Source organism: Bacillus salacetis, from assembly GCF_049177075.1.
Taxonomy (GTDB): Bacteria; Bacillota; Bacilli; order Bacillales; family Bacillaceae_B; genus Rossellomorea; species Rossellomorea salacetis_A.
Window position 1 is genome coordinate 2,271,428 of the sequence record NZ_CP185377.1, and the last position, 26,478, is coordinate 2,297,905.

Below are 26,478 nucleotides of genomic sequence, written 5' to 3' on the forward strand. Positions count from 1 at the left end.
CTAGTTTGTATATAGGAGGTTTTGTGTAATAAAGACACCCCTTTTAAAGATTTTCATAAAAAATGCTGACTTCCTGGATGGATGTCAGCAATTGTTACTTCATGAAATTGATATAAAAGAATTAGAGTCAAGTCTTTTACTTTCTTTTGTTTCCAAAGCAAGAATTGCCACAATCCTTGGCTTTGGAGTTCCTGTTCAAAATGGTTGTCTTCAAAGATAAATTTTTTACAACGCACAGAAAAAATCTCCTATTCTAGGAATTCAACTCAATAGGAGGTTTTTTCCTTTTAATATGAAGTCTCTGTGGAACTGAGGTTGTCCCTATGCGCTTTTAACTAAGTTTAATTCTGTTGGAGAAAAATAAAATCTTGATGCCACTTTAAATATTTTTCATCAGGTGTTTCTTCTTTAAAAGGAAATATTTCTCTCCCGTTAAATGATTCAATAATTTCTATGCTCTTACTATCTCTTCCAATAAAAAGCGGCGAAACTTCTATTGTAAATTTGTCAGGAGAAATTGACATGGCTCCTTTATCAAAGGCCCAATGGTGAATTTTACATAAGGCCAATCCATTTTTAATGTGATCTGGTCCGTTTTGTGAAAACCATTTAATATGTGCTCCATCTAATCCGAAGTGGTGTTTATTGAAGGTTGCATTAAAACCACAAATTGCACATCTGTAGCGGAAATTTGATAAGACAATTTCGGCAAATTCCTTGTTTCTTTGTGGTTTAAATGAGAATGGCATATATATAGGCAATGATAGAGTTGAAATGATTTCCTCTTGAATCGTTTCTGGCCACCATTTTTTCACAATAAAATCTGCAGCTATTGCTCTAAATTCTTTAGATGTCTTCAGCATTTCAAATATCTCACCGTCTAATTGAACAAATGTCTCTTGATCGCGTAATATTTTTATTGATAAATCTCTTTTATGAGTCATTTCAACACCAGAAGGTAAAATAAGTTTCCAAAATTTTGAACTGTTCATATATTGAAATGGCTGATTGGCTTTAGGACCACTTTTATTCGGTCTTCCTCCAAAGGTTATAATTAACTCCCCTAACTCCTTTTCTATATCGGTAAACCTGATCTTATTTTCTTTAATCAACTGATGCTCAAACTTTGATATTAACAATAATAAACAAAGTGGTTTTTTTAGCGCTGGTTTACCACCATTTATATTTACATTTATTAAGTCAATCTGTATTAAAAATTCATCTAAAATTGCTTTCATTTATATCCCTGCCTTTATATCCACTTTTGCAATTGAAGTTTTTATCACTCAATATTTTATTAAACTGTATACAAGTTGATTGTAAATTAATGTTACTTATTTTCATAGGTACTATTCCACTTGTAAATATAGTAAAATAGTAAAATAGACAATTTATGACTTTTATCGATAAATAAAGCAGGTGTAATTACATTGAATAAAATGAAAATAAGAGAAATAGAATTGATGTCAAAAGTATGTGCACGAAATGGTATTCCAACTAAACTTGGAAAAGCACTAATGAAAATGGCAAAAGATGAGGCTTATGAAAATAACTCACAAGCTGCCAGAGTTAAGGAGTACCAGAACCTAATAGAATTTCACTTTAAGGAAAAGAACTGAGGTGAGTCACTATGTTATTAAAGAAATTGGAATTTGATAATTATAAAACTTATTATGGAGTTCAGGAAGTGAATTTATATATTCCCGAATTCGAAAGAAAAGAGGGTAAGAATATAATCCTCCTTGGAGGATTAAATGGAGCAGGTAAAACAACTATTCTCAAAGCAATCTTGTACGTTCTATTTGGTGAAAGAGGAATGTCTCAAACTGAATACAAACGGTTATTTGCCAATATCATTAATAACACTTACTTCAATGAGGGTGGACGTAAGTGTGCTGTTAAACTGGTTATAGAGCTTGATTCTGGAGAAGAGTGGCATTTAAAAGTAAAATGGCACTTTGACCAATTAAAGAGACTGTCCCTTGAAGAGAGAGCTTTGGAAATTAAGCGTCCTGGATCTACTCGTTCCAAGCATGCTCGTATAGAAAATATTGAAGTTTTTAATAGGTTAATTGATAAGATTATCCCCTATCATGCTGCCCCTTTCTTCATTTTTGATGGCGAGGAAATTAAGGATATTATCCTCAGACAAAATAGCCAGGAAATGAAAGAAGCAATTCATAAAATTACTGGAATGGAATCTTATAAGCAGCTTTTAAAGGATCTGGTTGTGTTAAAACAGTCGATGGAAAAGCAACTGGCTCGCTCTGTTAGTCATTCAAGCTTGAAGAATGCAGAAAAAGAACTTATTGAATTAAATGATGTGATTGCTAAATATGAAGAAAAGAAAGAGAAATTACAGTCAAAACGACAACACCAACTCAAGCTTATTGATGCGGCCAAAAAAGAAAGAAATGAAAAGCTGACCCAAAATTCCAAGTCCAGAGAAGTGATTGTTAAGAAACAAACCCGGGTTGCAACCGAAATGGATCTAGCTAAAAAGGAATACAGTTCTTTTTATTCAGATAATGTCCTTAATATCATATTAGGAGATAAGATCAGTAAATTAAAAACTCGACTCAAGAAAGAAAACGAGGCTAGTCATAAAAGAATTTTACAAAATGCTTCTCTGTCTCCTTACAGGAACTTCATTAACCAATTACTAAATAAATCAATCAATCCTCCCCTCTCACCTGAACAGTTAATGCAAATTAAAGAACTTGGAGAGGAAATATGGATCAAGGAAAATGACATTAGAAATTACGTGGATAAAGACTTTCAGGAGATCCATGATATTTCTAATAAAGACTATAACTATTTAATCTCCTTGTCTACTAAAGACAAACATCAAGTAACACACTATATAAACAAAATTGAGAAACTTTCACAAGAGTATGAAACATTAGAAACTGAAATACGTAATGCACCAGAAGCAGTTAACTTAGATAATGAAAATGAAAAAATTGATATGTTAGTTAGAGCATTAGGTGAAATTGATACAAAATTCAGGGTTGTAGTAAATAAACTAAATAAACATATTGATGAAAGAACAAACCTGAAAAATAAGTTTACCCGCTTAAGTGACAAAGATGGGAATAGTGAGGAACTGCAGGAGCAATTAAGGAATGTTGAAAGAACTCTTGCTGCTATGGAAGAGTACATTTCAGAAGTGACCAAAATGAAAGCAGAATTCATCAAAGAAGAATTCTCCAAGATGCTGAAAGTTCTTTTCAGAAAACAAGATGAGTTCGGAAAAATCGAGTTTGATATAGAGACATATTCTATCCGACTATACAGTGATCGCATGCAAGAAATTAGCATCCAAGAAAGGTCAGCTGGTGAGATGCAAATGATCTCCTCAGCTTTAATCTGGGCTCTTACTAAAGCATCGGACTTGTCGCTTCCTATGGTAATTGATACTCCATTAGGAAGGTTGGACAGCTATCACCGAAATCATTTGATCAACCACTATTATAAAGAATTAAGCGAACAAGTAATTATTTTATCGACTGATACAGAGATCACGGAAGAATATGTAGATTTAATGAAAAACTCCTCTTATAAACAATACATGCTGGATTATAATGAAAAGGAAAAATATACTGTTATTAGAGACGGATATTTTGACTTTGTGAGGGAGTGAGAAGATGGCAAACAGAAAAATGTCCCTTTCTGAAAAAGGAAAAAGTATCTTAGATAATATGGTTGATTTATTGGAAGTTGACCGACCTCAGGCGTTAAAGATTGCTTTAGCCAAAGGTATTGCAGAATCCAGTGATGCATTTAATGCAGATTATTCTACTGGTAAAAATAAATGGACAATTCCTGATAACATTATTAAAGATAGAGAGTTTGTTCTTTTTAAACATCTGATTATCAATGAGCTTAATAAACCATTAACTGATGAAGAACTTCATAATGCTATGCTTACCTTCATAGAGCATGGACTGCGCTTAGTTGATAAGCTACATGAAAACAAAACATCCATGGAAGATTTTCGATTAATGATTCTATAACAAAACACCCCCGCTGATTTGGCGAGGGTGTTTCTTTTATATTCTCTCTGAAAGTGAAGTAATATCAACTACCGTAATAGTTGGATTGGATAGTTCTCCGTTATCTTTTAGGACCGGTCCATGTACAATACACTGCCCTTTTTTCAATGAAGCTAATTTATTTTCCCATTGTTTTTTCTCATTATTATCTTTAGATAAACTGCCCGCTATACTGGATATTTCCTGCTCTGGTGGAGAAAAGTACACTTTTTGAGACGAATTCTGCAGCCTGGCTAACTCGTCTGAATCCAATTGAGACTTCAAGAACTGAGTAGCGTACCACCCTGACCAGCCAAACTTTCTTCCTTCCGTAAGTATTCTCGCAGAAGGAGATTTTTCAGTATGATCCAAGTTTTGCGCTTCATCCATTATTACTGGCATTGGATGATTTTTAGATCCATGCTTCACCGAATAATTCCACAGATCCCATAAGATAAACTCCGTGATCATTAACTGAACATCACGCGGGAAGCCGGTTAACTGAATAATATAAACCTCTCCATTGCTACTCACTATGTCCTTCCAGTTTACTGTATTTTCTGTACTGAAAGGGTCCCGGTCAATTAAGGGCCTGATTTGCGATAGTGCTGTCTTGGAATAATTGCTTCCATCTTCCTCGAGCATTTCTTTTAACTTCAATAGACTCATTTGATCATCATACCGCTCAAGTCCATTCAGTATAGCTTCATAAATAGCATTTTGTTGCTGAATCCCGAGTGATTTATAAACGGAAGCAAAAACACTCTTCACTCTCTCAGCAATGTCTGTATTAGATTCAGGAAGTTGAATTCCTCCTATATCCCGGACATTCTTTTCAAATGGATTAATAGGAAGCTTCTCACTGTATACGATCTTTTGCTTTAGCTTTGGCCCTAAGGTTGTAACAAACTCCTCTTCCAGCTGGTTTGGCAAAAACCCTTCTGTATAATCAATAATGATACTTGGAATGCCCATCTTTGACTTTTCGAGTAGCAGACATTGCATAAAGTAGGTTTTACCTTGCCCTGATTTTCCTGATATCAGTAAATGTCTATTAGCAAGTCCCTTATTTCCGAACTCCCAATAGATATCGCGGTTTGAGTTCTCTGCCTTACCAATAAGGATCCTGGTATCTTCCAGATTGATAATTGTGTCACTGCCTGTTGGTGACTCTTCCGCCATTTGGTCTGCTTGAGTATTTTCTGAGTCTGATGGTATATTATTTTCGCCTAGCTCACTGCCTGTAGTGCTTGTTTCATGCTTACTCTCATCTATTTGATCTTGATCCACCTCTTGATCTCCTCGAGAAGGTTCAGATTCTAATGGTGACATTTCACCTGCAGGCTCACTGTCTGTATTGGTCTCTTCAGGAATAGTTACATCCACCGCTTCATAATCGGCAGATACCTCTGATGTAGATTGCGGCTGGTCTGGGGTATCTTTCTCCCCTGGAAGAGCCTCCAAATTGTAGCTGTAAGATAACATATCTTCTTTTACGAAATCATTTTCCTCTTCCTGAATCCAATCACGTAATTCCTTGATAGGCCTTACAAGCCCTTCATATCCATCACTTTCTGTAAGATTCAACAGAAGAACTTCTGAGTCAACCGTTGCACTCCGATGATGGGCATCTTTCTGAAATGACAGGATTGCTCCATCTCCAATATAACTGGATAATGTATTTGATACTGTGTAGTCATCTTTTAACAACTTCTCAATAACTGACTCCGGTAAGTCATAGCCTTTTTCTGTCCAGAAGTCACTTTGCTGCAGCTTTTGTGCATTCGATATAAGAAGTTGAGCAAAGAAGTTACGATAGAATTTACCAGTAAAAGTTTCTCCAGTCTCTCCTGTTAGTGTATCTTCGAATAGCTGTTTGGTTTGTTTTACCTGTTTTCTTGCTTTATCAAGCACTGTTCCTTTATTTAAACCAATCTTCACTTCTACAGGATAAAAATGAAGAGAAATACTTTTGTCTTTTTGTTCAAGTCCGATTAATAATAGATCGTCACTATGGCTTCCCTTGACTCCTAAATTCTTTGCTGTAAAAATCCCATCCGATTTACTTAGACTGACGGCACCTGCTACCCTCAGCACTTCTTCTAATGAAATAGGTACCCAAGTAATATCAGGGTGGTCGAAGTAGGACACCGAGAATTTGATAGCGGAGATGATGCTTAGCTTTTCACGGTCATAATGTCCTTTACTTCCTATGATTCTCAGCAGCCATTCACCATTAAAGGTATTAAAAGCCTTGATAGTGTTGAGAACATTTTCATCTGTTCCTTCGACATTCTTCTGAGCAAGAAATTCTTTAATTACGGCATAATATTGTTGTGACTTATCGGTTACTGTTATTGCATCGAAGCGGCTTGATGAAGAATATTGATCACTGTAATGAATGACCACAAGGTTGCCATCATATTGATTGAAGAAATCCAAATCAATAGAAGGATCTACAAAAGTAACCCAATAAGAAGATTTAAAGATTTTTTCTAGGTTTTCTTCATCGGTTGTTGTCGTTCTTGAGAATATGGCTTCTTCTTTACGATAACTATCATTCCCGCTATTTCGTAAATTTGCTGCCAGTTCATTGACATAATAAGAAGTGGATGTCAGTAAGTTTTCCTGACCAATGGAATAAGATTTTGTCCCAAATCCACTCTTGTAATTCTCTTGATCTTTCATTGAAGGAACACTTGAGTATAGCCCATCAAGCGAAATACCGGATGTCATATCTTTCATTGGCTGGACTGCATATTTTTCTTGAGCTTTCATCTTATAAAAAGAGATATGTGCATATTTATATTCATCGCCAATTGCTTGTTTATAGAAAAATAAATTTTGTCTTATTCTTCTTAGGACATCCTCTTCATCTAAATCCTTCAACTTTAATTTAATATCAAATAGCTCTTCCATTTTTTCAACTGATTCTGTACGTGCATATAAATCAAATGCACTCTCGATCTCTTCATCATTATATAGAGTAACTTCCACAGGTTTTAAGTAATCAATTCCTTCTCGGTCGATTACCTTCAGCATCCAATGTATTATCCCTTTTAATACTTCACTGTCATTGACGATATTAATGACATTAATCTGCAATGGAGCCAGGGAACTCTCTATAAATAAGTATGAGAAATGTTCTTTGAATTGTGATATTTTATCACTTACTACTTTAGCAAGGTATTGGTTCGCATCAGAAACGGATACTTGATTAACAGGTTTAAATGTCAACCAATCCAAAGCGGCCTGCTGGTAATCTGGTTTATATAACGTCTCATCTTCATCATATATGAATGGAACAAGCGCATCCGGACTTAAACGATTTAAGATACTATTTTCTATTTCTTCATTTCCCAGCAGGTTATACACTTTTAACTTATATGCAACCATCAAGGGATGAAAAGGTGTAAAGTAAACCATGTTAGAAGAATGAATAGTTCCTAATTTGAACAAATCCATGCCTTTTTTTCCAGCAGGTGTTCCCGTTACAAAACCTTTAACTTCCTTTAGATATGCATTGATATATGTGATAGACCTCTCTCTTAATTCGTCGGAAACAGAAGTTAAACTTGGAATGCTTTCCAACCTTTTAAAGTAATTAATAAAACGGCTGAAAGCTTCTCTCAGTTCATCGTTTAATACAATATCTTTTTCAATTAACTGATCGGACTCAAAGATCGCATGCTTGATCCCTTGTTCGACCCATTCATCTTCCCATTCAAAATACTGTTTATATTCGGAGTGAAAATAAAACTCCCTGTTTTCCAAAATAAGTCTATTATTGTCTCTAATCCACTTTACATCTTGACCTGTTTCACGAATTAACTTCCACAAACGCTGGCCGGTAATTGGCATTGATTCCGGAAGCTCATTCTTTAACTTAAGTAACACAATAGTATTATCAAATTGAGCTTTTATAATTAATTCATCTTCATCATTAAAGGATTCGGGAAGAGGTTCAATTGTAAGCTGCTGATCTTGTGTAACCACAACTGTTTGCATTTCTGATTCTATTTGAAGCTTTTTCTTTTCCATCCCTTGACCAAAGGTCAATACTTCTTCCTCATATTGTAATCCTATTGTTCTTAATATAGGGTCTACAGAATATGTTGATTTGTATTTATCTAAATAAATCGGATCGATTGGCAAAACAGCTATATATAGCTCTGCACCAAGGGTAGACTTCCTGTCATGTTTATATGCCAGCTTAAGATAAGACGCTTTTTCATGTTTGGTTATTATATTTGCAAAGATATTCGATTTTTTCACTTCAACAGTTGATGAATCTTTAAACTCTTTAGGAACTGTTAGAAATTCTTCCGATAAACTTGTAATACTACCGCTTAATTGAAAACTGATCTGAAGGTTAATGCTTTCTTTGTTTTCGGGATTAAAAACAATGATATGTCTTTTTCTGTTACCGGCGGCTGTCTCTTTAAATGGTCTGTTCCAATTGATCAGTTTGTCGCTGACTTTGATTGATTCTAATTCAACTTTTTTCTTTTTATTTAGCTTTTTATAATCTTCATGAAACTTATGAACTTTTGGAAACGCCACTTGCTTCCAATTTTCATCCTTTAAGTCTTTTACCCCCTGAGGAGAGAATCTCTTTTCCAATTCCTCTTCTCCCAAGCCAAAATCATGAACCTTCCGGACAAAATCATATAGCTCTCTATTTTCATTGATTCTTGCTTGCTGCTCTTTACCTTTAAATGAATCCAGGTCGGGGTCCTTAAAAATACCATACTTATAGTATTCATTATCATTGATTGATCCTTTTTCCAATGTAGAAAAAATATCTTCGAATTCAAAAATTGTGATTTGCTGGAAGGATTGCTCTTTCATAAGATTCTCCAAGTTATCTAAGAGAATGATGCGATCTACCTTTTCGAGAACGCTATGTTCAATTTCATACTTCAAATTCTTAAAGATCGAAGATGGATGTAGAGGCATGCCTTCCTTCTGCAGGTCACTGCTTCCTCCTTGAATGGAATCTAATTGTTCAGAAACTATACTTAGTAAGGCGGTGTCTTTCCAAACTCCATTTTGCTCCCCGACTAAGTTCCTTAAGGTTACTAAGAAGTCAGGTTTAACATCAGCAGATGTATGAGCAACTACTAATTGTTTATCATGAAATGGAATGGAAAAAGTAACATACTTCTCACCCAGTTCATGTTTGTACTCAAACTTTTTAGCACTCTCAATATTTTTTAATGATTCAACCAGAGCTTCCACATCTGAATGACTATCTAATTGCAGGTAATATCTGTCTCCATTGTTTATCCCGGTTTCTTTAAAGAAATCTTTAAGTATTGAAGCTATATAATTATAAAATTGGTTTGACATACTGAGCATCACCACTATCACTTTTTTTGTCGATAATATTTAAGTTGTCAAATAACTTTACTACTTCCTTTTTAGAATAACGGTCTAACGCGATACCGCGTTTTTCAAATTCCTTAAATAAATCGTTCAATGGAATCCTTTTATCTTTAACAGAAACCGCTGTTATCAGAAGCAGAAAGTCATGTTTAAGGTTTAGCACTTGCCCTAAGCTTCCCCTGCTTTTGAGGAATTGGTTAGACGCCAAATCTTCAATATTTCCGCCATATTTTTCACAAACCCCCGTGCTCATTCCATCCTTCAAGCAATCAAATAAGACTTCAAAAGCCTCAGGGATTGATTGTGAATTGTCAGGAATAGAAACTCCTGTAAATGACAGGCTTTTATAATCATTTATCCAACCTTTTAACTCCTTAAGAAAATCCTTTTCAAATGCTTCTCCCCTGTCTTGGATTTTCTTATAAAGAATACTGTAGGGAATAAATTCATATTTATCGTCAGATGTTTCTTTGTTTAAGGAATTATGGCTCAAGTGTGAAATTGTATGAATATGAGGAAATAAATTCTTTGCTTTTTCCTTTATGAACTTAAACCCTTCTAAGTCATCTGCTGCTTTTCTTCTCTTACTGATCGCTTCCCATTCCAACGCAAAATACAATGGCTGCACTTCATCAAAGTTTGCTTTAGTGAATTGTTCAAACTTTAATAATAATTGACAGGAATACATTAGAGTATAGAAGTGAGTCAGTACTGGAAAAGAGGCCAAGAAATAATCTTTATACTTACTCAAATATAAAAGGTCATCCTGGTAGCATTCAATTAAAGGATTTAAAAGCTGCTGATACTGTCTATCTGATGGTTTAGTCTCTTTCAAAGCATCAAGCTGGCTCAGAATAAGCTCAGTAAGGATGTCTTCTGCATTTTTATTCTTAAATATTTCTCTAAGCTTCTTATTATCGGCCGCTAAAGTATCCCCCATAAAATGAGCATACTTTTTAAATTCATTTTTTTGTTTATCTTCATAAGTAATATAATTAAATAGGTAGGGATGAATTGGCTTAATTTCCTCTTTACTGAATAAGTACTGATCCAGAAACCTTATAAAATCATCTGAAGCCTCCTCATCATCCATAAAGTCCACTTTGGAAGCAATATGTTCACTTAGGTCATTTTCATCGGCTGATGAATAGAAATCCTTCTTTTTGATAGACTTTTTGTCTATTTCCATTTGACATAAAAAGCGGATATACTCTCCCAGTACTTTATTAAAGTTACCTCTGATTGCCCTGGTTCTCTTTGACAAAAAAGGCAGGACATCCCGAACGTTTCCCACATCATGTTTATTTTTATCTTGTAAATGATTTCTAAGATAATCTCTATCCAAAGTCTCTATCACCGTCTATTACTCCCTTTCAAATACGAAACTTCCAAAGTCGTCCTTTTTGATCGCATAGTACTTTTTGTCATTTGGATAATGGATAAGCATTTCATTTCTTTTCTCTCCGAAAGCCATTACCTTTTCAATAAATTCCACAAACTTAATTGCATCTTCTTCATCTTTTTTATTGGGACGATAACCTTGCTGTACCTTTACAAGTAATTGATACAACTGGAAGTCTATTTCTAAATAAATTTTATCTTCAGCATTACCCCCATGATATGCTAAGAGAATAGTTGACTTAAAAGAATCTAGCTGCTCCTCAGTCCTAGTGCTTAAATGTTCAATTGTAGGTCTTAAGTTAAGTTTTTGTGCTAAACGGAACTTTTCATCTGGTTTATTTAGATAGATATATCCCCTCTTGGGACTCCCTTTCCAATTGAAAATTGCCTTTTTAATCTCATCATAAAAACCTTTGATTTTTCTTTTTTCCCCTACATTAAAATAAAACAGGTTTTTAGTGAACTCACTGTAACTTGAATCAGTAAGATTCGATGCGAACTCCTTATTGGTCAAGTAAGCTAATCTAATAAAAGATTCAAAAAATAGATTAAATGAATAGTCACTTAAGTTTTCATTAGTTATAAATGGATTAAGCCACTTGATTGGAGTATTATCTTTAATATTCTCTTTTATTAACCCCTCCCAGTCACTTAGGGTATTAAGGTCAATAACTACCTGGTCAATATAGATGGATCTGTTGTGAATGGGGTCCACTCCATTTAATGCGTTTAGTAAAACAGATCGTTCTCTTCTATTAAATAGAAGGGTCGGCGTTGAATCCTTCAATGCTTCGAATTCTGTAACTAATTTAATGTTTTTCACTTCATCTGGTATTATGATGTCAGCAATGAAGTTCAAGAAAGCCCGCGCCGAGATTACCAACTTGCTTTTTACTATTGTTTGAATAACTAATTGAACAATTTGCTGCTGTACAAATTCATTCTGCATTAACTGGAAGTTTTCATGAACAATAGTTCTTACACTATTTGCCTCATCTACTCTCATAGCTTCATAAAATGGATTGTCCTTACTTTCAGAAAAGACTTTTTCCATTAAGGTTGAAAAGAATGTGGATGTGGGACCATTTTCAGTAAGTTCGTATGAATGATAATCACCAAAACTTAACAAATCAAAAGACCCTTCACTGAAAAATGTTGTTATATTTTGTGAAAACAGATCACTCTTTTCCACAAATTCTCTTAACTGCTCATAAGAGTACTTTTCATGCTTCGTATTGATAAAGTTGTGTAGGACTCCCATGTTTATTGCTAAAATAACTTTCTCATTAGAATCATTAATGTTTTGATCAGAAAAACTGTTCAATACTTCCGCGAGAGTTTCCATTGCATTTTTGTTTGGAGAAAAACTCTCTGTTGCATCATTAAATATTGTATATTCATCAATTAAATGAGGCTTTTTCTTTTTAAGATAAGCTAGTAAATGCGACTTACCATCTCCCACGCTCCCGCAGAGTAAAATTAGATTACCTGTATCCTTCGCGGATTGTTCTTCCAAAATACGCTCTAGGTCCAACTGAATTCTGCGATCGACATGAAGGTAGTCCTTGAAAGCACTGAATTGACTTGCATTTTCAATTGCTTCCTGAGAAGAATCCTTCAACCTTTTTAATTCACGTAATAAATAGCTTTCTCCTCTAGGTAGATCTTTTTTTAGAAGGGAGACTTCTCCTGTATTTTCTAGTTTCGCAGGCTCAACAGGATTTTTGGTAGGTACCGCCTCTTCATCCTTATTATCCTGTTTCCCTCCAATATAATTGGAACCCAACAGATCAAGAACTTGCTTTCTCACCAACTCCTCAATGTTTTCTTCCTTCCTAGGTGGCTTGGGAGTATCGTAAACTGGAATTTTCAATTCTTGTGAAGAATACACCTCATAGAACCAAACACCCACATTATACATTTCCTTATGTAACTTAAAGGCTTCACTAATGTCACTAAAATTCCCATCATGTGCTGCTTTATTTCCAGACAGACGAATAGTATCAAAAGATTGCTGTACTTGCCTTTTTATATATCCTTCTCTTGTAAGATAGGAGATTTTTTCAAAAAGAGTAGACACATACGGCGCATCTATGTTTTCCAATTTAAACACTTCATTTAGGATAGCTTCAGCAAACAATCGTGCCTTCACTATAGAACTGCCTGGATCCTCATATAACAGCTCTTCCATCTTCTTTGCATTTTTTGCTGCTACTGGATTTATGTCTTCGAGAAAACTTAAAAAGTGTATAGTTTGATTTACCATATTCATCACTCCGAATGCTATTCTAATATCCTGATTTTATCACATAACCTGCCTGATTTTTAGCGAAGGTCCCTTAGATTGTAAAATTATATCCAATTTTGTATAAAACCGAATAAAAGTTCGCCTTTTTCATTGTATAAATCAACTTAAAAGTATATAATCAAGTCATGAAATTACGTACGTAATTCGGAGGTGTTATATATGGATGCAGCATTTAGTTATAGTTTTCCTGCCATCCGGGGAGTACAAGCAAATAAAGAGTACTATGTTGCGATGTGCCCATTGAGAATTATCCCTAAGATTTTCTTGTTCGATGAAGATGAAATCCCGCCAGAACACAGAGCTCAAAGAATTTTAAACAAATCAAGGATTCCTGAAATCACCAACTACATAGTTGAGAATAACCATGATTATGTCTTTTCATCCCTTACTGCTTCGATAGATGGGGAAATAGAATTTGTTTCTTTTAGTGAGGAACCATCATCAAAGGATTTAGGCCAGCTGAGAATTTCGCTGGATTCAAGGTTTCTAATTAATGATGGCCAGCATCGCCGGGCTGCAATTGAAGAAGCTTTGAAAGTATCTCCAGAAATTGGGTCAGAAACTATATCAGTTGTTTTTTATCATGATGAAGGTCTGACCAAGTCACAACAAATCTTTTCAGACCTTAACCGTCATGCGGTAAATACAACATCTTCTATTGGTATCTTATATGACCATCGTGATAAACTATCACTTGTGACTAAAGAATTGGTTACTGAAATTCCATTGCTTAAACGCTATACAGATAGAGAAAGAGTTTCATTGTCGAAGAACTCTCCAAAAATATTAGCTTTGAATCATATTTTTAACACTAATCTTAAGTTATTAGGAAAGAGCAAAGGAGATCAAATTTCAAATGATGACCAGAAGTTCCTTTTTGAATTCTGGGAAGCTCTAACTGACTCTATCAAGGAATGGAACCAAGTCTTAAATAAAGAATTATCCCCTAGAGAACTTAGAGCTAACTTTATTGTTGGACATGGAGTTTTCATAGAAGCGATCGGTGTTTTAGGGAGATATTTAAGAGAGTATCATCAGGAAGACTGGAAAAAATATATTCATAAACTATCAGATATAGATTGGAACAGAGAAAACACAGAATCCTGGCTGGGCAGAGCTTTTAATTCAAACGGCCGTATTCAAAAAACAAACCTTACAATTCAACTGACAACGAATAAGATTAAGAACTTACTAAAATTGCCTCTTTTAGAAAATGAACAGACTACTGAGAATAAATTTAAACAGGGAGAAATGTAATATGAGTGAAGGAATCATTTCAAGTCTTTTTAATGAGGAAAAAACGGTATTAGAGGAATCTAAAGACGAGATTAAAAAAGTATATTTATCTGATGAACGTCCTTGGGTTGTCGGTTATAGCGGCGGAAAAGACTCCACTGTTGTAGTGCAGCTTGTTTTTGAAGCACTTAAAGAGCTGCCTGCTGAAGAGTTAACAAAGAAAATATATGTTATTTCTTCCGATACACTTGTGGAAACACCATTGATTATCCAATCGATTAACCAAACATTAAGAAAGATCCAGGAAAAAGCACTGGAATTAGGGCTGCCTATAGAAACACATAAAGTAAAACCTGTTGTAGAACAGTCATTCTGGTTGAATATTATCGGCAAGGGTTACCCTTCCCCTAACCAACAGTTCAGATGGTGTACAGACCGGTTAAAAATAGACCCTGCTAATCAGTTCATCACAGACAAGGTCAGCTCATTTGGAGAAGTAATTATGGTATTGGGTGTTAGAGAAGACGAAAGCGCTACAAGAGCTAATGTTATTCGTTCTCACACCGTTGAAGGTAAAGTTCTTATGCGTCATTCAACTTTATCAAATGCTTATGTTTATGCGCCTATCAAGCGTTTCTCTTTAGATGATGTTTGGGATTACTTACTTAGTAACCCTTCTCCTTGGGGTGACGATAACTTTGAACTCCATCGACTGTATCAAGATTCAAGTAGCGGAGAATGTCCTCTAGTAGTAGATAAGACTGTAAAAGAGTCTGCAGGCTCATGCGGTAACAGCAGATTCGGATGCTGGGTTTGTACGGTTGTGAACGAAGATAAGGCTCTCTCAGGATTTATCCAGAGCGGACATGACTGGATGAAACCTTTACTGAATTTCCGTAACTGGCTTTCATCTATTAGAGATGACCGCAGCAGACGAATGAAATATAGAATGAATGGTCAAATCTATTTTAAGGACATTAAAGTTGAAGATATTGATGGGGTTCCACATCATTTGATCGCCAAAAAAGGCAGCAGACCTAAGCAACTTATTCCTTTGGACCAATATACTATTGTAGAAAAAGATAAGCTTAAAGAGTATTTAGATGATAATAAGATTGACCTGAGTGCAAATGGTGATCATATGATTCTAGTTAGCTATTTCGACGATGATACTAATGAAGAAAAACTGGCCCAGCTTGGTCTCGGACCATTCACAATGGAAACAAGAAGAGAAATTTTAGAAAACCTTTTAAGAGTTCAAAAGCAGTTGCAGCACCCTGATGATCCAAATTATGAATTAATTCAAGAAGACGAACTAAAGGCCATTAGGAAAGTTTGGTATAAAAAAGGTGATTGGGATGATCATGTCCCTCAAATCTTCAATAAAGTTATGGGCTATGACCTTGATTGGGAAGTGGATGATCGTCCCCTATTCAAAAAGGATCAAGTCTCAGATTTAGAACTTCTATGTGATGAGTATAAGGTTGACATTAAAGTAGTTAAGAAACTGCTATCTATAGAAAAAGATTTTTCAGGATTTAAGGTTCGCCGTGGATTAATGGATGAAATCTCGAAGGCGCTTAAACAGGATTACCTACATCTTTAATTATTGTGAGGTTTTACAATGTATATCAAAAAAATTCAGCTTACTAATATAGGGCCATACCGGGGAATGCATTCTATCGACCTGAGTACAACAAAAGAAAACAACACTATCTTAATAGGCGGAGAAAACGGTGCGGGAAAAACAACCTTCTTAAATTCAATCAAGATGGGGCTTTTTGGTTCTTTTGCATATGGTTACAAGACAGAAAACAAGGAATACTTCAAGAAAGTGGAGTCACTCTTGAACCATTCAGCCAAAGCCATTGGTGAAAATAACTTTCGTTTAAGATTAGATTTTGATATTACGGACGAACTTTCTAAAGCTGAATATTCACTATATCGCAGCTGGAAATTCCAAAATGGAAACATCAAAGAAGCATTTGACGTATTAAAAGATGGGAAGCATCTAAACGAATATGAGAAAGATATTTTCAATTCAAGACTTAAAGAAATAATGCCGCCTCACCTTTTAGATTTGTGTTTATTTGATGGTGAAGAGATTTCAAGAATTATAAACAATAATTTGTTATCCAGCTATATAGAAAACCTCACAAATGTGTTGTTTAACCTAGACTTATTTGAAGTTTTGGAAACTGACTTAGAATCTTACAGCCAGCAGGACTCACAGCTCTCTTCACTTAACAAACAAGAACAAGAATTGCTGAACTTAAAACAACAGAGACTTGAATTAAATAACCAATTAACCAATGTCGAGACTCACTTACACTCTCTCTTCCAAAAGCAAGAACAGATAGAGGAAGATTACAGTAATGTGAAGTCTGATTTTGAAGTGCATGGCGGGCTGGTACGTGATGAGAGAGAGCATCTAAATCAGGAGATCAATAATATTGAAAACGAGAGAAAGCAAAACCATGAAGCAATAAGGCTATTTGTTGCAAACTCTCTTCCCTTCTTCCTGGCAAAAGAGCTCGTTAATGAGACTCGTGAGCAATTAGTTGACGAAGAGAAATTCCAACTATATTCATCACTAAACGAACAGCTTACAGGAGATAAGATTTCAGCGATCTTAGAGAAGCTGCAACTTAAAAATGATGAAACAAAAAATCAGCTTTTGAAAGATGAAATCCTTTCCACTGTTAAACCATCTGATGAGACAGGAATTATCCATGGGGCTTCCTTTTCAGAAAGCAGGCAAGTTGAAAACGTTTATCAAGAGGTTCAAGGCCAAAAACTGGAATTCTATCAGCAGCGGATACAAGAAAACAAAGATAAATTAATAGAAGCGCAGGGATTGAGAGAAAAGCTCAAAGTGAATGACTCCTCATCCGAATTCAGCGATATGTTGGAGAAAATGGAAAAGTTCAATGAAGAGCTTTCAAACGTGTCAAAAGAGATAGATGATCAGAAAATGAAAGAAGATGAACTGCGGACTTCCTTGTTGCAGATTAATTCCTCTATCGAAAATATTGAAACAATGTTTAGAGACCAAGAAAAGAGCAGAAACTCTTTTGTAGAGTCCCAAAAAATTATTTCATTGAGCCGGAAATTCCGTGAGATTCAATTAAAGAAGAAGTTGCAGGAAGTGCAAATGGAAGCTTTGCGCATGTTAAACAAGTTGATGAGAAAACAACACTATATTGCGTCGCTGAAAATTGATTCATCTACTTTTGAAGTTTCACTCTTTGACCAAAATAAAGAAGCAATCGAAAAGTCTACACTTTCAGCTGGTGAAAAAGAGATCTTACTTCTTTCTATTATCTGGGCAATATTTAAATGCTCAGGAAGAAACGTTCCGTTCATTTTCGATACATTATTAGGAAGATTGGATAGAACTCACAAAAGCAGTATATTGACTCACTATATTCCTAACAGCGGAAAACAGGTAATCATCCTGTCAACTGATTCAGAAATTGATGAAAAAACTTACGAGTTATTACACTCTTATACCGCTAGAGAGTTCACTCTAAACTTTGATGTAAATAAAAAAGAAACTACAGTTTTACCGAATTACTTCACGTTTAAGAGCTTGGAGGTTTAAGAGATGAATTTTAGAATCAAAACATCAAAAGATACCGGAGAAAAATTAAAAAGCCTTCAAGCTTCTACAGGATTAACTTGGAATATTCTCTCACGGTTGGCTGTTGGTTTATCTCTGCGAATAAAAGAAATTCCTGATCTGATTGAAGACAAAAGCGGTGTAGACATTCACAGGAATGCTATGACGGGTGAGCATGACTATATTTATAAAGCTTTAATCAGACAGCATACAAAGAAAAACCTCTCAGATGAAGAATATTTCCCTGACTACTTTAATGCTCATTTAGATAGAGGTATTAAGTTACTTGAAAACGAGTATCGTCATGCTGGGAACTATGATAAACTACTGAACAATCTACTCAAAATCGATGCATAAGGGTGATAAAATTGTTATATCTAGATAATAGTGCTACCACTCCCCTGCTGCCAGAAGTACGAGATGCTATGCTACCTTACTTACTTGAGGAATTTGGTAATCCCTCGAGTAAGTATTATTCAAAAGCAATCAATGCAAACCAAGCTGTTGAACAAGCTCGTCAAAATGTTTCAAGTCTTCTCGGATGCAAGCCAGAGGAAATAACATTTACCAGTGGATCAACAGAAACGAATAATATGATCCTTAAAGGTGTTGCAGATTATTACCAAACCAAAGGAAAACATATCATTACCTCTAAAGCTGAACACCCTTCTATCTTAGACACGTGTGAATATTTAGAAACAAAAGGGTTCCAGATAACATATTTAGATGTTGATAAATATGGACGCGTACCCCTAGGAATGATAGAAAATGCTCTTAAAGCAGACACTATTTTAGTCTCTCTTATGTGGGGAAATAATGAACTAGGTTCCTTGAATCCTATTAAGGAAATATCCGCTCTCTGTAAAGAAAAGGGAGTGTTATTTCATACTGACGCAACCCAAGTTGTTGGAAAGATAGAATTTAGTTTAGAAGACTTCCCAGGTATCTCTTTCTTATCTTGTTCTGCCCATAAATTTCATGGTCCTAAGGGTACAGGGGTATCCTTTATTCAAAGAGATGAATATGGAGTTCCTGTTCCTTTTACACCCCTTCTCCATGGCGGAGGACAAGAGGCTGGGATTAGAAGTGGCACTCTCGCAGTTCATAACATTGTTGGGATGGGAAAAGCAGCAGAATTAGCAAATGATCATCTAAATGAGAACATCTCTAAATTAAATAGTTTGGAAGGTCAGCTAACCTTCCTCCTAACTGAAAAATTCAGTGGAAATATCATATTTAATAATGATACAATAAATAAAATTCCTGGTATTCTGAATGTTCAATTCAAGGGTGTAAACAATGAAATCCTAGTTAAAAAATTGGCTCCTGTCATAGCTGTTTCTACTGGCTCTGCATGCAGTTCAAGTAAACCGAGCCATGTTCTGTCATCAATCGGTTTAACTTTAGAAGAAATCAGAAATACAATTCGATTTTCTCTTTCCCATCTAATTACTGAGGAAGATTTGTTGGTTTTCAAAACATTATAAAAGGAGATTTAATTTGATGGACATCTTAAAGTTAGTTGAAGAAGTATATGAAAAGAAAATACAGAAAGGCACAACTCAAGATGAACCTGAAATTAAATCAAACGAATTAACACAGGGGCAAGAAAATAGCACAGAAAATAAGCTTAATTCTTCCGAAACACCTAACTTAGAGACCAAACTAATAGTTAAAGCTATTGTTGACCGACTAAATAATGGAGAAACTTTTTCACAAGTTGAAAAAAAATTTAAAATGAATAAGACTGCAATAAGAGTACTTCTAAGAAATAACGGCTACAATTATAATCACTTATTCAATGTCTGGACAAACTTATCAGAGTTAACTTTATTAAAGGTTCTTAAAAAGAACCTGAAAGATTCTGAAATCTCTTTATATGAATATGCGAGAAAACACAGAATAAATTATGAAACACTTCAGAAAAAACTCAACCTTTCAGAAGACGAGAGTAACGATTATCAAGTTTCCTCCTCCAGGGAAAACAATAGCCCCTCTGAAGAGTTGCCATTACAACAGGAAAAAGTAAACCCTTCCTCTATGAGCAAACAAATTGAATCGTACTTTTCTGTAGACGAACTTTTGATTATTAAATCGCTTATTTTAGAAAGAAAAGCAGATTCAAATTCAAAAGTTGAAGTTCCAATATTTCTAGATAAAGATACTTTTCGGAACCTTATAAAATTTAGTACAGATGAAAATCAGACCATTTCTGATATAATTAAAAGCTGGATAGAAGAAAAAACAAAAGAGCCAAAATAGGCTCTTTTTTGTTTAGTCGAAAGACAAGATGATCTTTCTAATATCTTCTACATCCCGGTCTGATTCACTTTTAACTTTCTCCATACTTAACATATACTCATAGAGAATATCTACAGCATTTCTTGGATGATCCTTGAGTTTACTGTATAGGACTTCAGCTCCACCTGCTGCATATTCTTCGAATATAGTGATCTTTCTATCAAAACTGTCACCATCAATTGTATTTATTATGCTTTGATCACCTGTCTCGTTTAGGGCAACCGCATTGATAATAGCTTCATCGGTATCCAGGTTAAAAATATTCCAATTAATCCCTTCTAAGCTGCCTTCAAAGCTTTTTCTCTTTTTCTCAACAAACCCGACTATGCCTGCCATCATAAAAAGATCTTTGTAAGATTGGAATATACCAAACTCATCAGTATCGGTTAACTCCTTATAGATATGCTCTTGATTCTTAGGTCTACGAATTCTTCTGTAAGCCATTTAATACACCTCTCTTACTTCTGTAAACTCAGATGGCTGGGATGGATCGAGACGAGGATCATTATAATTCAAGACGTATTCCTTCCCAATAAGCTCCTTCATTTGCCCTTCAACTTCCCCTCTCCACTGAGAGGTTGATACTATTACGATTACCTGATCTGCCAGTTTATTAATTCCCTGAGCAATTCTCTCTCTATGATCAGAATCTAAAGCCCCAAAAGGTGAATCCATAACCAGAGGGTAGATCCCGCCTTCTTCAAAAGTTTGTTTCTGCTCACGATTATAGTGCTCCCTGGCAATATCAACTATGGCTCCAATAAAAGATAAACTCGTTATTTGTCGTTCACCTTGTGACATGCCAACTTGTTTATCATTTTGGTTTATTACTTTGAGCTCATACTCATCGGTTAGTTGTATCGTGTAGCCTTTTCGCAGGAACTTAGCATATACTTCAGATATTCTTTTCTGAAGATTTTCTTTTACAGCTTTTTCTCTTATATCAAAGAGGATACCCATAACTTTAACCAGCTTCTCGCAAGTATCCATCCTCTTTTGAGTTAAAGTTGCTTTTTCCAGCTTACTCTCAGTCTTTTTCCTCGTTTTTTGCAGTTCTTTTAACTCTTCTGCTTTATTTTCTCTTTCAAAGCGAATACGTCCTATCTTCTGGTTCATTTCTGCATTTTGCTCAACCAGTTTATTTCGACTCTTTTCCAAGTCTGCAATTTCTTCTGAGTCTTTACTTGAAAGTTGTTTACTTATTTCTTCAATTTGTTCCTGTAACTCTCTCATTCTCTGCTTTAACTGTAGCCTTGATTGTTTCAAGCTTTTTAATTGATGGAATAAATTTTTTCTTTCAATATCGACTACTTTTAGATCCCCTTTAAAGCTCGCAATAGCTGAATCTAAACTCTTTGGAGCAAGATATTCCAGCATTGTTTCTACATTCTTATATCCTCGGCTTTCAGGAGCTAAGACTTCACCACATATACACTCTTTCTTATCTAACCGTTCTCTAATGAAGTCAGAGGAAACTCCTGTAATAACCCCTTCTCCTTCTCCAGTTCCTTCTAATTCTTTTCTCGACTTTTCTACCACTGCTCCAGTAAAAGCTAAGTAGCCTCTCTTACTAATATGGTCTACTATTTGTTTGCTGTATTTCTCTAATTCTTCTTTAATTGTTTTGAGCTCTCTCTGCTTGTTATCCCGCTTTTCTTGCAGTTGTTTTGACCCTTCAATCTCTTTCAATCTTTCTTCTTTTTCTTTTATCTGTTTATTATTAAGAGATATATTTTTCTCATATTGATCTTGGATAGTATTAAAATTCTCGATTTCTTTCTCTAAAGCTTCTTCCTTTTCTATTAAAGCAATGGTATCAGAATCTGAATAGTGTTTCATTTCTTCTAAAAAGCGTTTCCTTGCAGTTTCGGTATGTTTCATTGAACGTTCAAGGATTTCAAGCCCCATCATTGTTTTGATAGCATCCTTCACATCGCTTGAACCCTCTTCTTTAGAAAGATTATCAATTCGTTCTCCGTCAAAGAAGAAATAACTTCTTAAGTTTTCAGGGAGAATTCGATTAATTTCAACGCTTGGATTATTAACTTTTTGAGAAATGCCGTTCCGTATGTAAACCAGCTTTACGTCTACATCAGGAACTTCAACATTGCCCTCTCTCCCTTTTTTCCCTTTAAAAGTTCTTGAAAGTATGTATTTTAAATCTCTATCCCAAAACTCGATTGTGACTTCTGCTGAGACAGTGTCACCTGTAACAGCTTCATTCACAGCATGTTCATTAACAATGCTCTGTGGTTGAGGTAAATTTAGGTAGCCATATAGACACCAGCTGAAAGCATTTAATAGAGCTGTTTTTCCTGAACCATTTTCTCCATGAATAACGGTAATGTTTTGTTCCTTAGACGTAGAAAAGGTAATTGTCTGCTCACCGTAATACTGCCTAAAGTTTTTCAAAGTTATAGATTCTAAAAGCACTACTCAGCAATCCTTTCTTTAACAATTTCAACAATATCACTGATAACCGAAGTACCCTGCAGGCTTTTTCTATGTAAGAATTCTTTTTCAGTTTGGAGAATTTCCTTGAAAATTAAAATTTCCTTCTCATTTAATTGTTCTAGTAGTTTATTCATTTCATTTTGTTCATTCGTCATTTCTTTTCCTCCTAAATATCCAGCAGGTTATATGCATGTTTAATCTCATTTAACTTCTCATGTGCTTCAGGTCCGTTCATTGCCAGCTGTGCAAATTCTGTAAAACGAGCCATTTCCCTCTTTAGCAGATTCCTCTCAATGTTAAATACATTAGGCTCTACCTGGGGTAGATCTTCAATTCTTCTTGGAAGCACAATAAAATCATGAATATAAGAAAACTCTTTTAATGGATGTTTTCTCAAAACTCTTCCTCTTCGCTGAATGAACTCTCTAGGGTTAGTGCTGCTAGCCAAAATGTAGGCTGTTTGAGTAGCAGGAACATCCACCCCTTCATCCAGACATTTGATGGCGACTAAAGCCTGCAACTTACCTAATTCAAATTCGTCTAATAAAATTGATCTTAAATTTTTATCTTCTCTAGATGTGAAAGTATGTACATTCATCTTAAATTGCTTACGTAGGAGGTCAACCACAACATCAAGCTGCTTTTCCCCATCTACCTTACTATCTCCGCAATAAACTATATTGTATAAAGAATCAGTTCGATCTTTCATTAAGTTTGCTAATTTTTGTATTTTATTCCTGGCCATACTTAAAATACGAGCACGCTTAATTAATAAGTTGCTTACTCCAGAATCATCAAAATCTAGTCCTTCATCACCAAACATAAACTTAACTAACTTATTGGTTATTTCAAAATACTGTTCAGCTTCATCTGAATCAAGATAGACCAGGTGTGGAAAGTAATAATAGTTAGTAAGATGTGTCCCGATTGCTTTTTCCAATCCATATTCAAAAACAACTTTTCCACCAAAATATTTTAGAAGTTTTTGAGTACCTGAATCATCATACCAGCGATTAGGAGTGGCCGATAATGCAAGTCGGAATTTAATATTTACAGGTAGAATCTCTATAGTTTGCTTAGAGCCCAAATGGTGCGCTTCATCTGCAATTATCAAGACATTTCCCCTTATTCTTCTAATTTCACTCTGCATTGCATCAGAAGAAAAAGTAGCATTTGTAGTAATACAGCAATAGTGATTTATTAACCCTGTATTAAAAGCTGTAATTTCCTCACTAAGTCTCTTATTCCATAATTTTTTTGATTTATATGCAACTATAGGATCCATATTATACTTTTTAATATCTTTAACCCACTGATCAACTAAATGTGTATAAGGACAGACAATAATAATAGCCAATGAAGAGAGGTGTTCAGCAAGCTTTGCAGCAGTACTTAAAGCGGTGAGCGTCTTCCCTGTCCCTGTAGCCATTTCATATAAGCCTTGACCGTTATTAAAAAACCAAGCTTGGATAGCTTGCTTTTGATAGTCTCTAAGCTTAATATTCTCTGGCATTATTGGGTATTTTGCATCAAGATTTTCGTTAATCATAGAATTTACCCTCTTTTTACAATAATTAGAATTATTATATCACATTTATACTAGGTTTCTTTGCTTGGAAAAGTAGTATTTAAAATAAAAAACTCAGAGTGAATACCATCTTCCCCCTGAGAAAAACCGGTTTCTATTAACAATTAAAGTGTTAGGAATTCCCCGTTTAATCCTCTACATCAATCAAAAAAATCTTCTCATTAAATCCGCCATGGTCTTCTGCTCTATTCCGGCGGATTTCTTCCACTTCCTCAAGGTTGGTTCCATGGGACCTGGCAAATGCATGAACAATCTCCATCAGGTCAGCCAGCTCTTCCAGGGCTTCTTCCCTTGTTATAGCATTTCTATACTCCTCTAATTCTTCAAAACTTTTATTCTTCAATTCTGTTATGTATTCTTCGTTAGAAAGGATTCTGGTGGTGAATTTCTTTCCGTTTGATTCAATGATTTCCGGGATTTTATCACGGACTAGTTTGTTGTATATGGGCATATGGGTCCCTCCAAGTTATTTATAACAGATATAATGCTCTGTTTTTCTTTTATCAATCGACGGCCTCTGTAAAAGGGTAATACTCCTTCGCACCTATCCCTCTCTCATACATCCTTTTAACATACTTAACTTCTATTTCTAATTGTTCAAACGGGTCCAGGTTCTGTAAGTCTTCCCCTGTTCCTTCTGCTAGTTCATTACTATAATGAAAAATAACCTTTTGCTGGTTTATGTAGTATTCCACAATGAAGTCTTCCATGCTTCCATTCCAATTGTACCTGGTGATGATTATTGGTCTTGGGGCATATTCCGGGTAAATCACTATGCTGCTGAATATGTCATGAAGCTTTTGCTGAGGGCTTTTATTCATGTCAGGAAACTCTGTGCTACTTTAATAATCAAGGAAATTCCGCAAACGACAAATAGGGCAAATCCTATGTAATCAAATAGTATACCAATGTCCTCTATAACCCCGTTAAAGAAGAAAAAGTTAGGAATAGGCAGCACCAGCATTGCAAAACCGACAATGAATCCATAAAATAACGTTCTTTGTTTATCCATAGTGTCCCCCGTGTCCTTTTTCTATATTTTAACATAATTAAGAATATCCGGATTTTAAAATGAAAAAGAAACAGTGAACTGCCATGTAATGACCATCCTATAGCTATATACGAGAATTCAAGTCAGTAGTTACAATGATAGAACCTGCAGCCTAGTTCAGATTAGTAACCAAAAAAGAAGCTTATCCGCATATGGACAAGCTCCTTTTACCCCATTATGGATCTGTTTAGTAAAAGTACTGGCTCTTGCGTTTTCACTCTTGGATCCTCTTCTTCAACAATTCATTTATTATTTAAAAAGTCTCTGTAGATGGTCGGTCACCTTACTCTTCTTGTTCTTTAAGGAAGTACTTTGCATCTGGACCTTTGCCTAGATTTTGTTGGTGGATGCCCTTTAATTTCCCTGACTCGGCATCCAAATTGATGACGATTCGCTTGACCGCTTCAGATTGTTCTACAGCATAAAAAGCAACAGTCCACATTCCCGAGCTGAGCATGGCTTCTTCAGGCTTGACGGTTATGCCTTCTTGTTCATAATGAGCAAACCATTCTTTCACTTCGCTATTCACTTTAGCCGTCTCACGCGCCTGCTCCATAGTCAAAATATCAGGTTTTTCAGCATTCGACAGTTTGATAGGTATTGAAGTTTCAAATGATTCTCTTTCATGCAATTCAAAAGAGAAGGTTACCTCATATTTGCCGCTGAATGCCTCTGCTGTTTGATTATCCGATACCTTCACCTTCCGCTTGAAAGCCACCTCTTTTTTCAAGGTCTCATCCGGATCCAGCTCTCTTAAATCAGCGGGATCGAACATATCATCACATGCGGCATTATTAGAGTCGTTATCTGAAACGAGGTAGGAATCGGCATCCCCCTTTTTCACATTGATACCAAAGGGTACTCCACATCTGCCGTTATAAATTATATTTTCTCCACTTATATTGGTGATGGCTGCATCCACTTTGATTTTTTTCCCTATATGAATTTCTGCCTTTAAGGAAAGACCATTCTTTTCAAAAGTATGGGTGAGCGACTCTGTATCACCATTCCTCGGTTGACTCACTGTGCCGCATGCACTGAGGAATAAAACCAAACACAGCAATGCTTTCTTCATCTCACTCCTCCTTCGTACCT

Annotated in this window: 22 protein-coding genes; 9 read left to right on the top strand and 13 right to left on the bottom strand. The window is 35.3% G+C overall.

Going from position 1 to position 26,478, the window contains the following annotated elements:
• Window positions 1-53: 53 nt before the first annotated feature.
• Together ACOJQI_RS11790 and ACOJQI_RS11795 are read right to left on the bottom strand one after the other, a co-directional pair.
• Complete coding sequence (locus tag ACOJQI_RS11790) at window positions 54-236, bottom strand: hypothetical protein (protein ID WP_421377964.1); 183 nt, start codon at window positions 234-236, stop codon at window positions 54-56.
• 105 nt (window positions 237-341) lie between these two features.
• Window positions 342-1,238: a phosphorothioated DNA-binding restriction endonuclease gene (locus tag ACOJQI_RS11795; protein WP_421377966.1), complete on the bottom strand. Its 897-nt coding sequence runs from the start codon at window positions 1,236-1,238 to the stop codon at window positions 342-344.
• A gap of 201 nt (window positions 1,239-1,439) precedes the next feature.
• Here ACOJQI_RS11795 and ACOJQI_RS11800 point away from each other — a divergent pair, with 201 nt between their 5' ends.
• The 3 genes from ACOJQI_RS11800 to ACOJQI_RS11810 are packed head-to-tail and all read left to right on the top strand — an operon-like array spanning window position 1,440 to window position 4,016.
• Entirely contained in the window at window positions 1,440-1,619 is a 180-nt protein-coding gene (locus ACOJQI_RS11800; RefSeq protein ID WP_421385464.1) for a DNA modification system-associated small protein, read from the top strand.
• An 11-nt stretch (window positions 1,620-1,630) separates the two neighbouring features.
• Window positions 1,631-3,643: a DNA sulfur modification protein DndD gene (gene dndD, locus ACOJQI_RS11805; protein WP_421377968.1), complete on the top strand. Its 2,013-nt coding sequence runs from the start codon at window positions 1,631-1,633 to the stop codon at window positions 3,641-3,643.
• A 4-nt stretch (window positions 3,644-3,647) separates the two neighbouring features.
• Window positions 3,648-4,016, top strand: a complete 369-nt coding sequence (locus ACOJQI_RS11810) for a hypothetical protein (protein ID WP_421377970.1) — start codon at window positions 3,648-3,650, stop codon at window positions 4,014-4,016.
• 36 nt (window positions 4,017-4,052) lie between these two features.
• On the opposite strand, the gene dptH is transcribed toward ACOJQI_RS11810, so the two are convergent.
• From dptH to dptF, 3 genes are read right to left on the bottom strand one after another with little or no spacing between them, the layout of a single operon-like run.
• Entirely contained in the window at window positions 4,053-9,386 is a 5,334-nt protein-coding gene (gene dptH / locus ACOJQI_RS11815) for a DNA phosphorothioation-dependent restriction protein DptH (protein ID WP_421377972.1), read from the bottom strand.
• Window positions 9,367-10,779, bottom strand: a complete 1,413-nt coding sequence (gene dptG / locus ACOJQI_RS11820; RefSeq protein WP_421377974.1) for a DNA phosphorothioation-dependent restriction protein DptG — start codon at window positions 10,777-10,779, stop codon at window positions 9,367-9,369. The genes dptH and dptG overlap by 20 nt, the downstream gene beginning before the upstream one ends.
• Before the next feature lie 6 nt (window positions 10,780-10,785).
• Window positions 10,786-13,089 (bottom strand): DNA phosphorothioation-dependent restriction protein DptF, encoded by a 2,304-nt coding sequence (dptF, locus tag ACOJQI_RS11825; RefSeq protein ID WP_421377976.1) that lies wholly within the window; start codon window positions 13,087-13,089, stop codon window positions 10,786-10,788.
• Window positions 13,090-13,290: 201 nt separating this feature from the next.
• On the opposite strand from dptF, the gene dndB reads away from it, so the two are divergent.
• From dndB to ACOJQI_RS11855, 6 genes are read left to right on the top strand one after another with little or no spacing between them, the layout of a single operon-like run.
• Window positions 13,291-14,388 carry a DNA sulfur modification protein DndB gene (gene dndB / locus ACOJQI_RS11830; protein ID WP_421377978.1) on the top strand — a complete coding sequence of 366 codons (1,098 nt, stop codon included), beginning with the start codon at window positions 13,291-13,293 and terminating at the stop codon, window positions 14,386-14,388.
• Between the two features lies 1 nt (window position 14,389).
• Window positions 14,390-15,973, top strand: a complete 1,584-nt coding sequence (dndC, locus tag ACOJQI_RS11835; protein WP_421377980.1) for a DNA phosphorothioation system sulfurtransferase DndC — start codon at window positions 14,390-14,392, stop codon at window positions 15,971-15,973.
• A gap of 18 nt (window positions 15,974-15,991) precedes the next feature.
• Window positions 15,992-17,971, top strand: a complete 1,980-nt coding sequence (dndD, locus tag ACOJQI_RS11840; protein WP_421377982.1) for a DNA sulfur modification protein DndD — start codon at window positions 15,992-15,994, stop codon at window positions 17,969-17,971.
• A 3-nt stretch (window positions 17,972-17,974) separates the two neighbouring features.
• Window positions 17,975-18,346 (top strand): DNA sulfur modification protein DndE, encoded by a 372-nt coding sequence (dndE, locus tag ACOJQI_RS11845; protein ID WP_421377984.1) that lies wholly within the window; start codon window positions 17,975-17,977, stop codon window positions 18,344-18,346.
• A gap of 11 nt (window positions 18,347-18,357) precedes the next feature.
• A complete protein-coding gene (locus tag ACOJQI_RS11850; protein WP_421377986.1) occupies window positions 18,358-19,476 on the top strand; it encodes a cysteine desulfurase family protein in 1,119 nt (372 codons plus the stop codon).
• Window positions 19,477-19,492: 16 nt separating this feature from the next.
• Window positions 19,493-20,251 carry a hypothetical protein gene (locus ACOJQI_RS11855; protein WP_421377988.1) on the top strand — a complete coding sequence of 253 codons (759 nt, stop codon included), beginning with the start codon at window positions 19,493-19,495 and terminating at the stop codon, window positions 20,249-20,251.
• Window positions 20,252-20,263: 12 nt separating this feature from the next.
• Here the strand turns inward: ACOJQI_RS11855 and ACOJQI_RS11860 are convergent, their stop codons facing one another.
• The 8 genes from ACOJQI_RS11860 to ACOJQI_RS11895 all read right to left on the bottom strand — a co-directional run bounded on the left by ACOJQI_RS11860 (window position 20,264) and on the right by ACOJQI_RS11895 (window position 26,458).
• On the bottom strand, window positions 20,264-20,734 hold the full coding sequence (locus tag ACOJQI_RS11860) for a DNA phosphorothioation-associated protein 4 (RefSeq protein WP_421377990.1): 471 nt from the start codon (window positions 20,732-20,734) through the stop codon (window positions 20,264-20,266).
• On the bottom strand, window positions 20,735-22,723 hold the full coding sequence (locus ACOJQI_RS11865; protein ID WP_421377992.1) for an AAA family ATPase: 1,989 nt from the start codon (window positions 22,721-22,723) through the stop codon (window positions 20,735-20,737).
• Window positions 22,723-22,899 carry a hypothetical protein gene (locus ACOJQI_RS11870; RefSeq protein ID WP_421377994.1) on the bottom strand — a complete coding sequence of 59 codons (177 nt, stop codon included), beginning with the start codon at window positions 22,897-22,899 and terminating at the stop codon, window positions 22,723-22,725. Before ACOJQI_RS11870 ends, ACOJQI_RS11865 begins: the two co-directional genes overlap by 1 nt.
• Window positions 22,900-22,910: 11 nt before the next feature.
• Window positions 22,911-24,293, bottom strand: a complete 1,383-nt coding sequence (locus ACOJQI_RS11875) for a DEAD/DEAH box helicase family protein (RefSeq protein WP_421377996.1) — start codon at window positions 24,291-24,293, stop codon at window positions 22,911-22,913.
• 166 nt (window positions 24,294-24,459) lie between these two features.
• Window positions 24,460-24,783 (bottom strand): phosphoribosyl-ATP pyrophosphohydrolase, encoded by a 324-nt coding sequence (locus ACOJQI_RS11880; RefSeq protein ID WP_421377998.1) that lies wholly within the window; start codon window positions 24,781-24,783, stop codon window positions 24,460-24,462.
• 52 nt (window positions 24,784-24,835) lie between these two features.
• Window positions 24,836-25,153 (bottom strand): hypothetical protein, encoded by a 318-nt coding sequence (locus ACOJQI_RS11885; protein WP_421378001.1) that lies wholly within the window; start codon window positions 25,151-25,153, stop codon window positions 24,836-24,838.
• Window positions 25,150-25,344: a hypothetical protein gene (locus ACOJQI_RS11890; RefSeq protein WP_421378003.1), complete on the bottom strand. Its 195-nt coding sequence runs from the start codon at window positions 25,342-25,344 to the stop codon at window positions 25,150-25,152. Before ACOJQI_RS11890 ends, ACOJQI_RS11885 begins: the two co-directional genes overlap by 4 nt.
• A 322-nt stretch (window positions 25,345-25,666) precedes the next feature.
• Window positions 25,667-26,458: a hypothetical protein gene (locus tag ACOJQI_RS11895; RefSeq protein ID WP_421378005.1), complete on the bottom strand. Its 792-nt coding sequence runs from the start codon at window positions 26,456-26,458 to the stop codon at window positions 25,667-25,669.
• Window positions 26,459-26,478 lie beyond the last annotated feature (20 nt).

Excerpts from the sequence above, each read along its gene's own strand:
- ACOJQI_RS11795 (WP_421377966.1), bottom strand. The coding sequence starts at position 1,238 with ATGAAAGCAATTTTAGATGAATTTTTAATACAGATTGACTTAATAAAT.
- ACOJQI_RS11800 (WP_421385464.1), top strand. The coding sequence starts at position 1,440 with ATGAAAATAAGAGAAATAGAATTGATGTCAAAAGTATGTGCACGAAAT.
- dndD (WP_421377968.1), top strand. The coding sequence starts at position 1,631 with ATGTTATTAAAGAAATTGGAATTTGATAATTATAAAACTTATTATGGA.
- ACOJQI_RS11810 (WP_421377970.1), top strand. The coding sequence starts at position 3,648 with ATGGCAAACAGAAAAATGTCCCTTTCTGAAAAAGGAAAAAGTATCTTA.
- dptH (WP_421377972.1), bottom strand. The coding sequence starts at position 9,386 with ATGTCAAACCAATTTTATAATTATATAGCTTCAATACTTAAAGATTTC.
- dptF (WP_421377976.1), bottom strand. The coding sequence starts at position 13,089 with ATGGTAAATCAAACTATACACTTTTTAAGTTTTCTCGAAGACATAAAT.
- dndB (WP_421377978.1), top strand. The coding sequence starts at position 13,291 with ATGGATGCAGCATTTAGTTATAGTTTTCCTGCCATCCGGGGAGTACAA.
- dndC (WP_421377980.1), top strand. The coding sequence starts at position 14,390 with ATGAGTGAAGGAATCATTTCAAGTCTTTTTAATGAGGAAAAAACGGTA.
- dndD (WP_421377982.1), top strand. The coding sequence starts at position 15,992 with ATGTATATCAAAAAAATTCAGCTTACTAATATAGGGCCATACCGGGGA.
- dndE (WP_421377984.1), top strand. The coding sequence starts at position 17,975 with ATGAATTTTAGAATCAAAACATCAAAAGATACCGGAGAAAAATTAAAA.
- ACOJQI_RS11855 (WP_421377988.1), top strand. The coding sequence starts at position 19,493 with ATGGACATCTTAAAGTTAGTTGAAGAAGTATATGAAAAGAAAATACAG.
- ACOJQI_RS11860 (WP_421377990.1), bottom strand. The coding sequence starts at position 20,734 with ATGGCTTACAGAAGAATTCGTAGACCTAAGAATCAAGAGCATATCTAT.
- ACOJQI_RS11870 (WP_421377994.1), bottom strand. The coding sequence starts at position 22,899 with ATGACGAATGAACAAAATGAAATGAATAAACTACTAGAACAATTAAAT.
- ACOJQI_RS11875 (WP_421377996.1), bottom strand. The coding sequence starts at position 24,293 with ATGATTAACGAAAATCTTGATGCAAAATACCCAATAATGCCAGAGAAT.
- ACOJQI_RS11880 (WP_421377998.1), bottom strand. The coding sequence starts at position 24,783 with ATGCCCATATACAACAAACTAGTCCGTGATAAAATCCCGGAAATCATT.
- ACOJQI_RS11885 (WP_421378001.1), bottom strand. The coding sequence starts at position 25,153 with ATGAATAAAAGCCCTCAGCAAAAGCTTCATGACATATTCAGCAGCATA.
- ACOJQI_RS11890 (WP_421378003.1), bottom strand. The coding sequence starts at position 25,344 with ATGGATAAACAAAGAACGTTATTTTATGGATTCATTGTCGGTTTTGCA.
- ACOJQI_RS11895 (WP_421378005.1), bottom strand. The coding sequence starts at position 26,458 with ATGAAGAAAGCATTGCTGTGTTTGGTTTTATTCCTCAGTGCATGCGGC.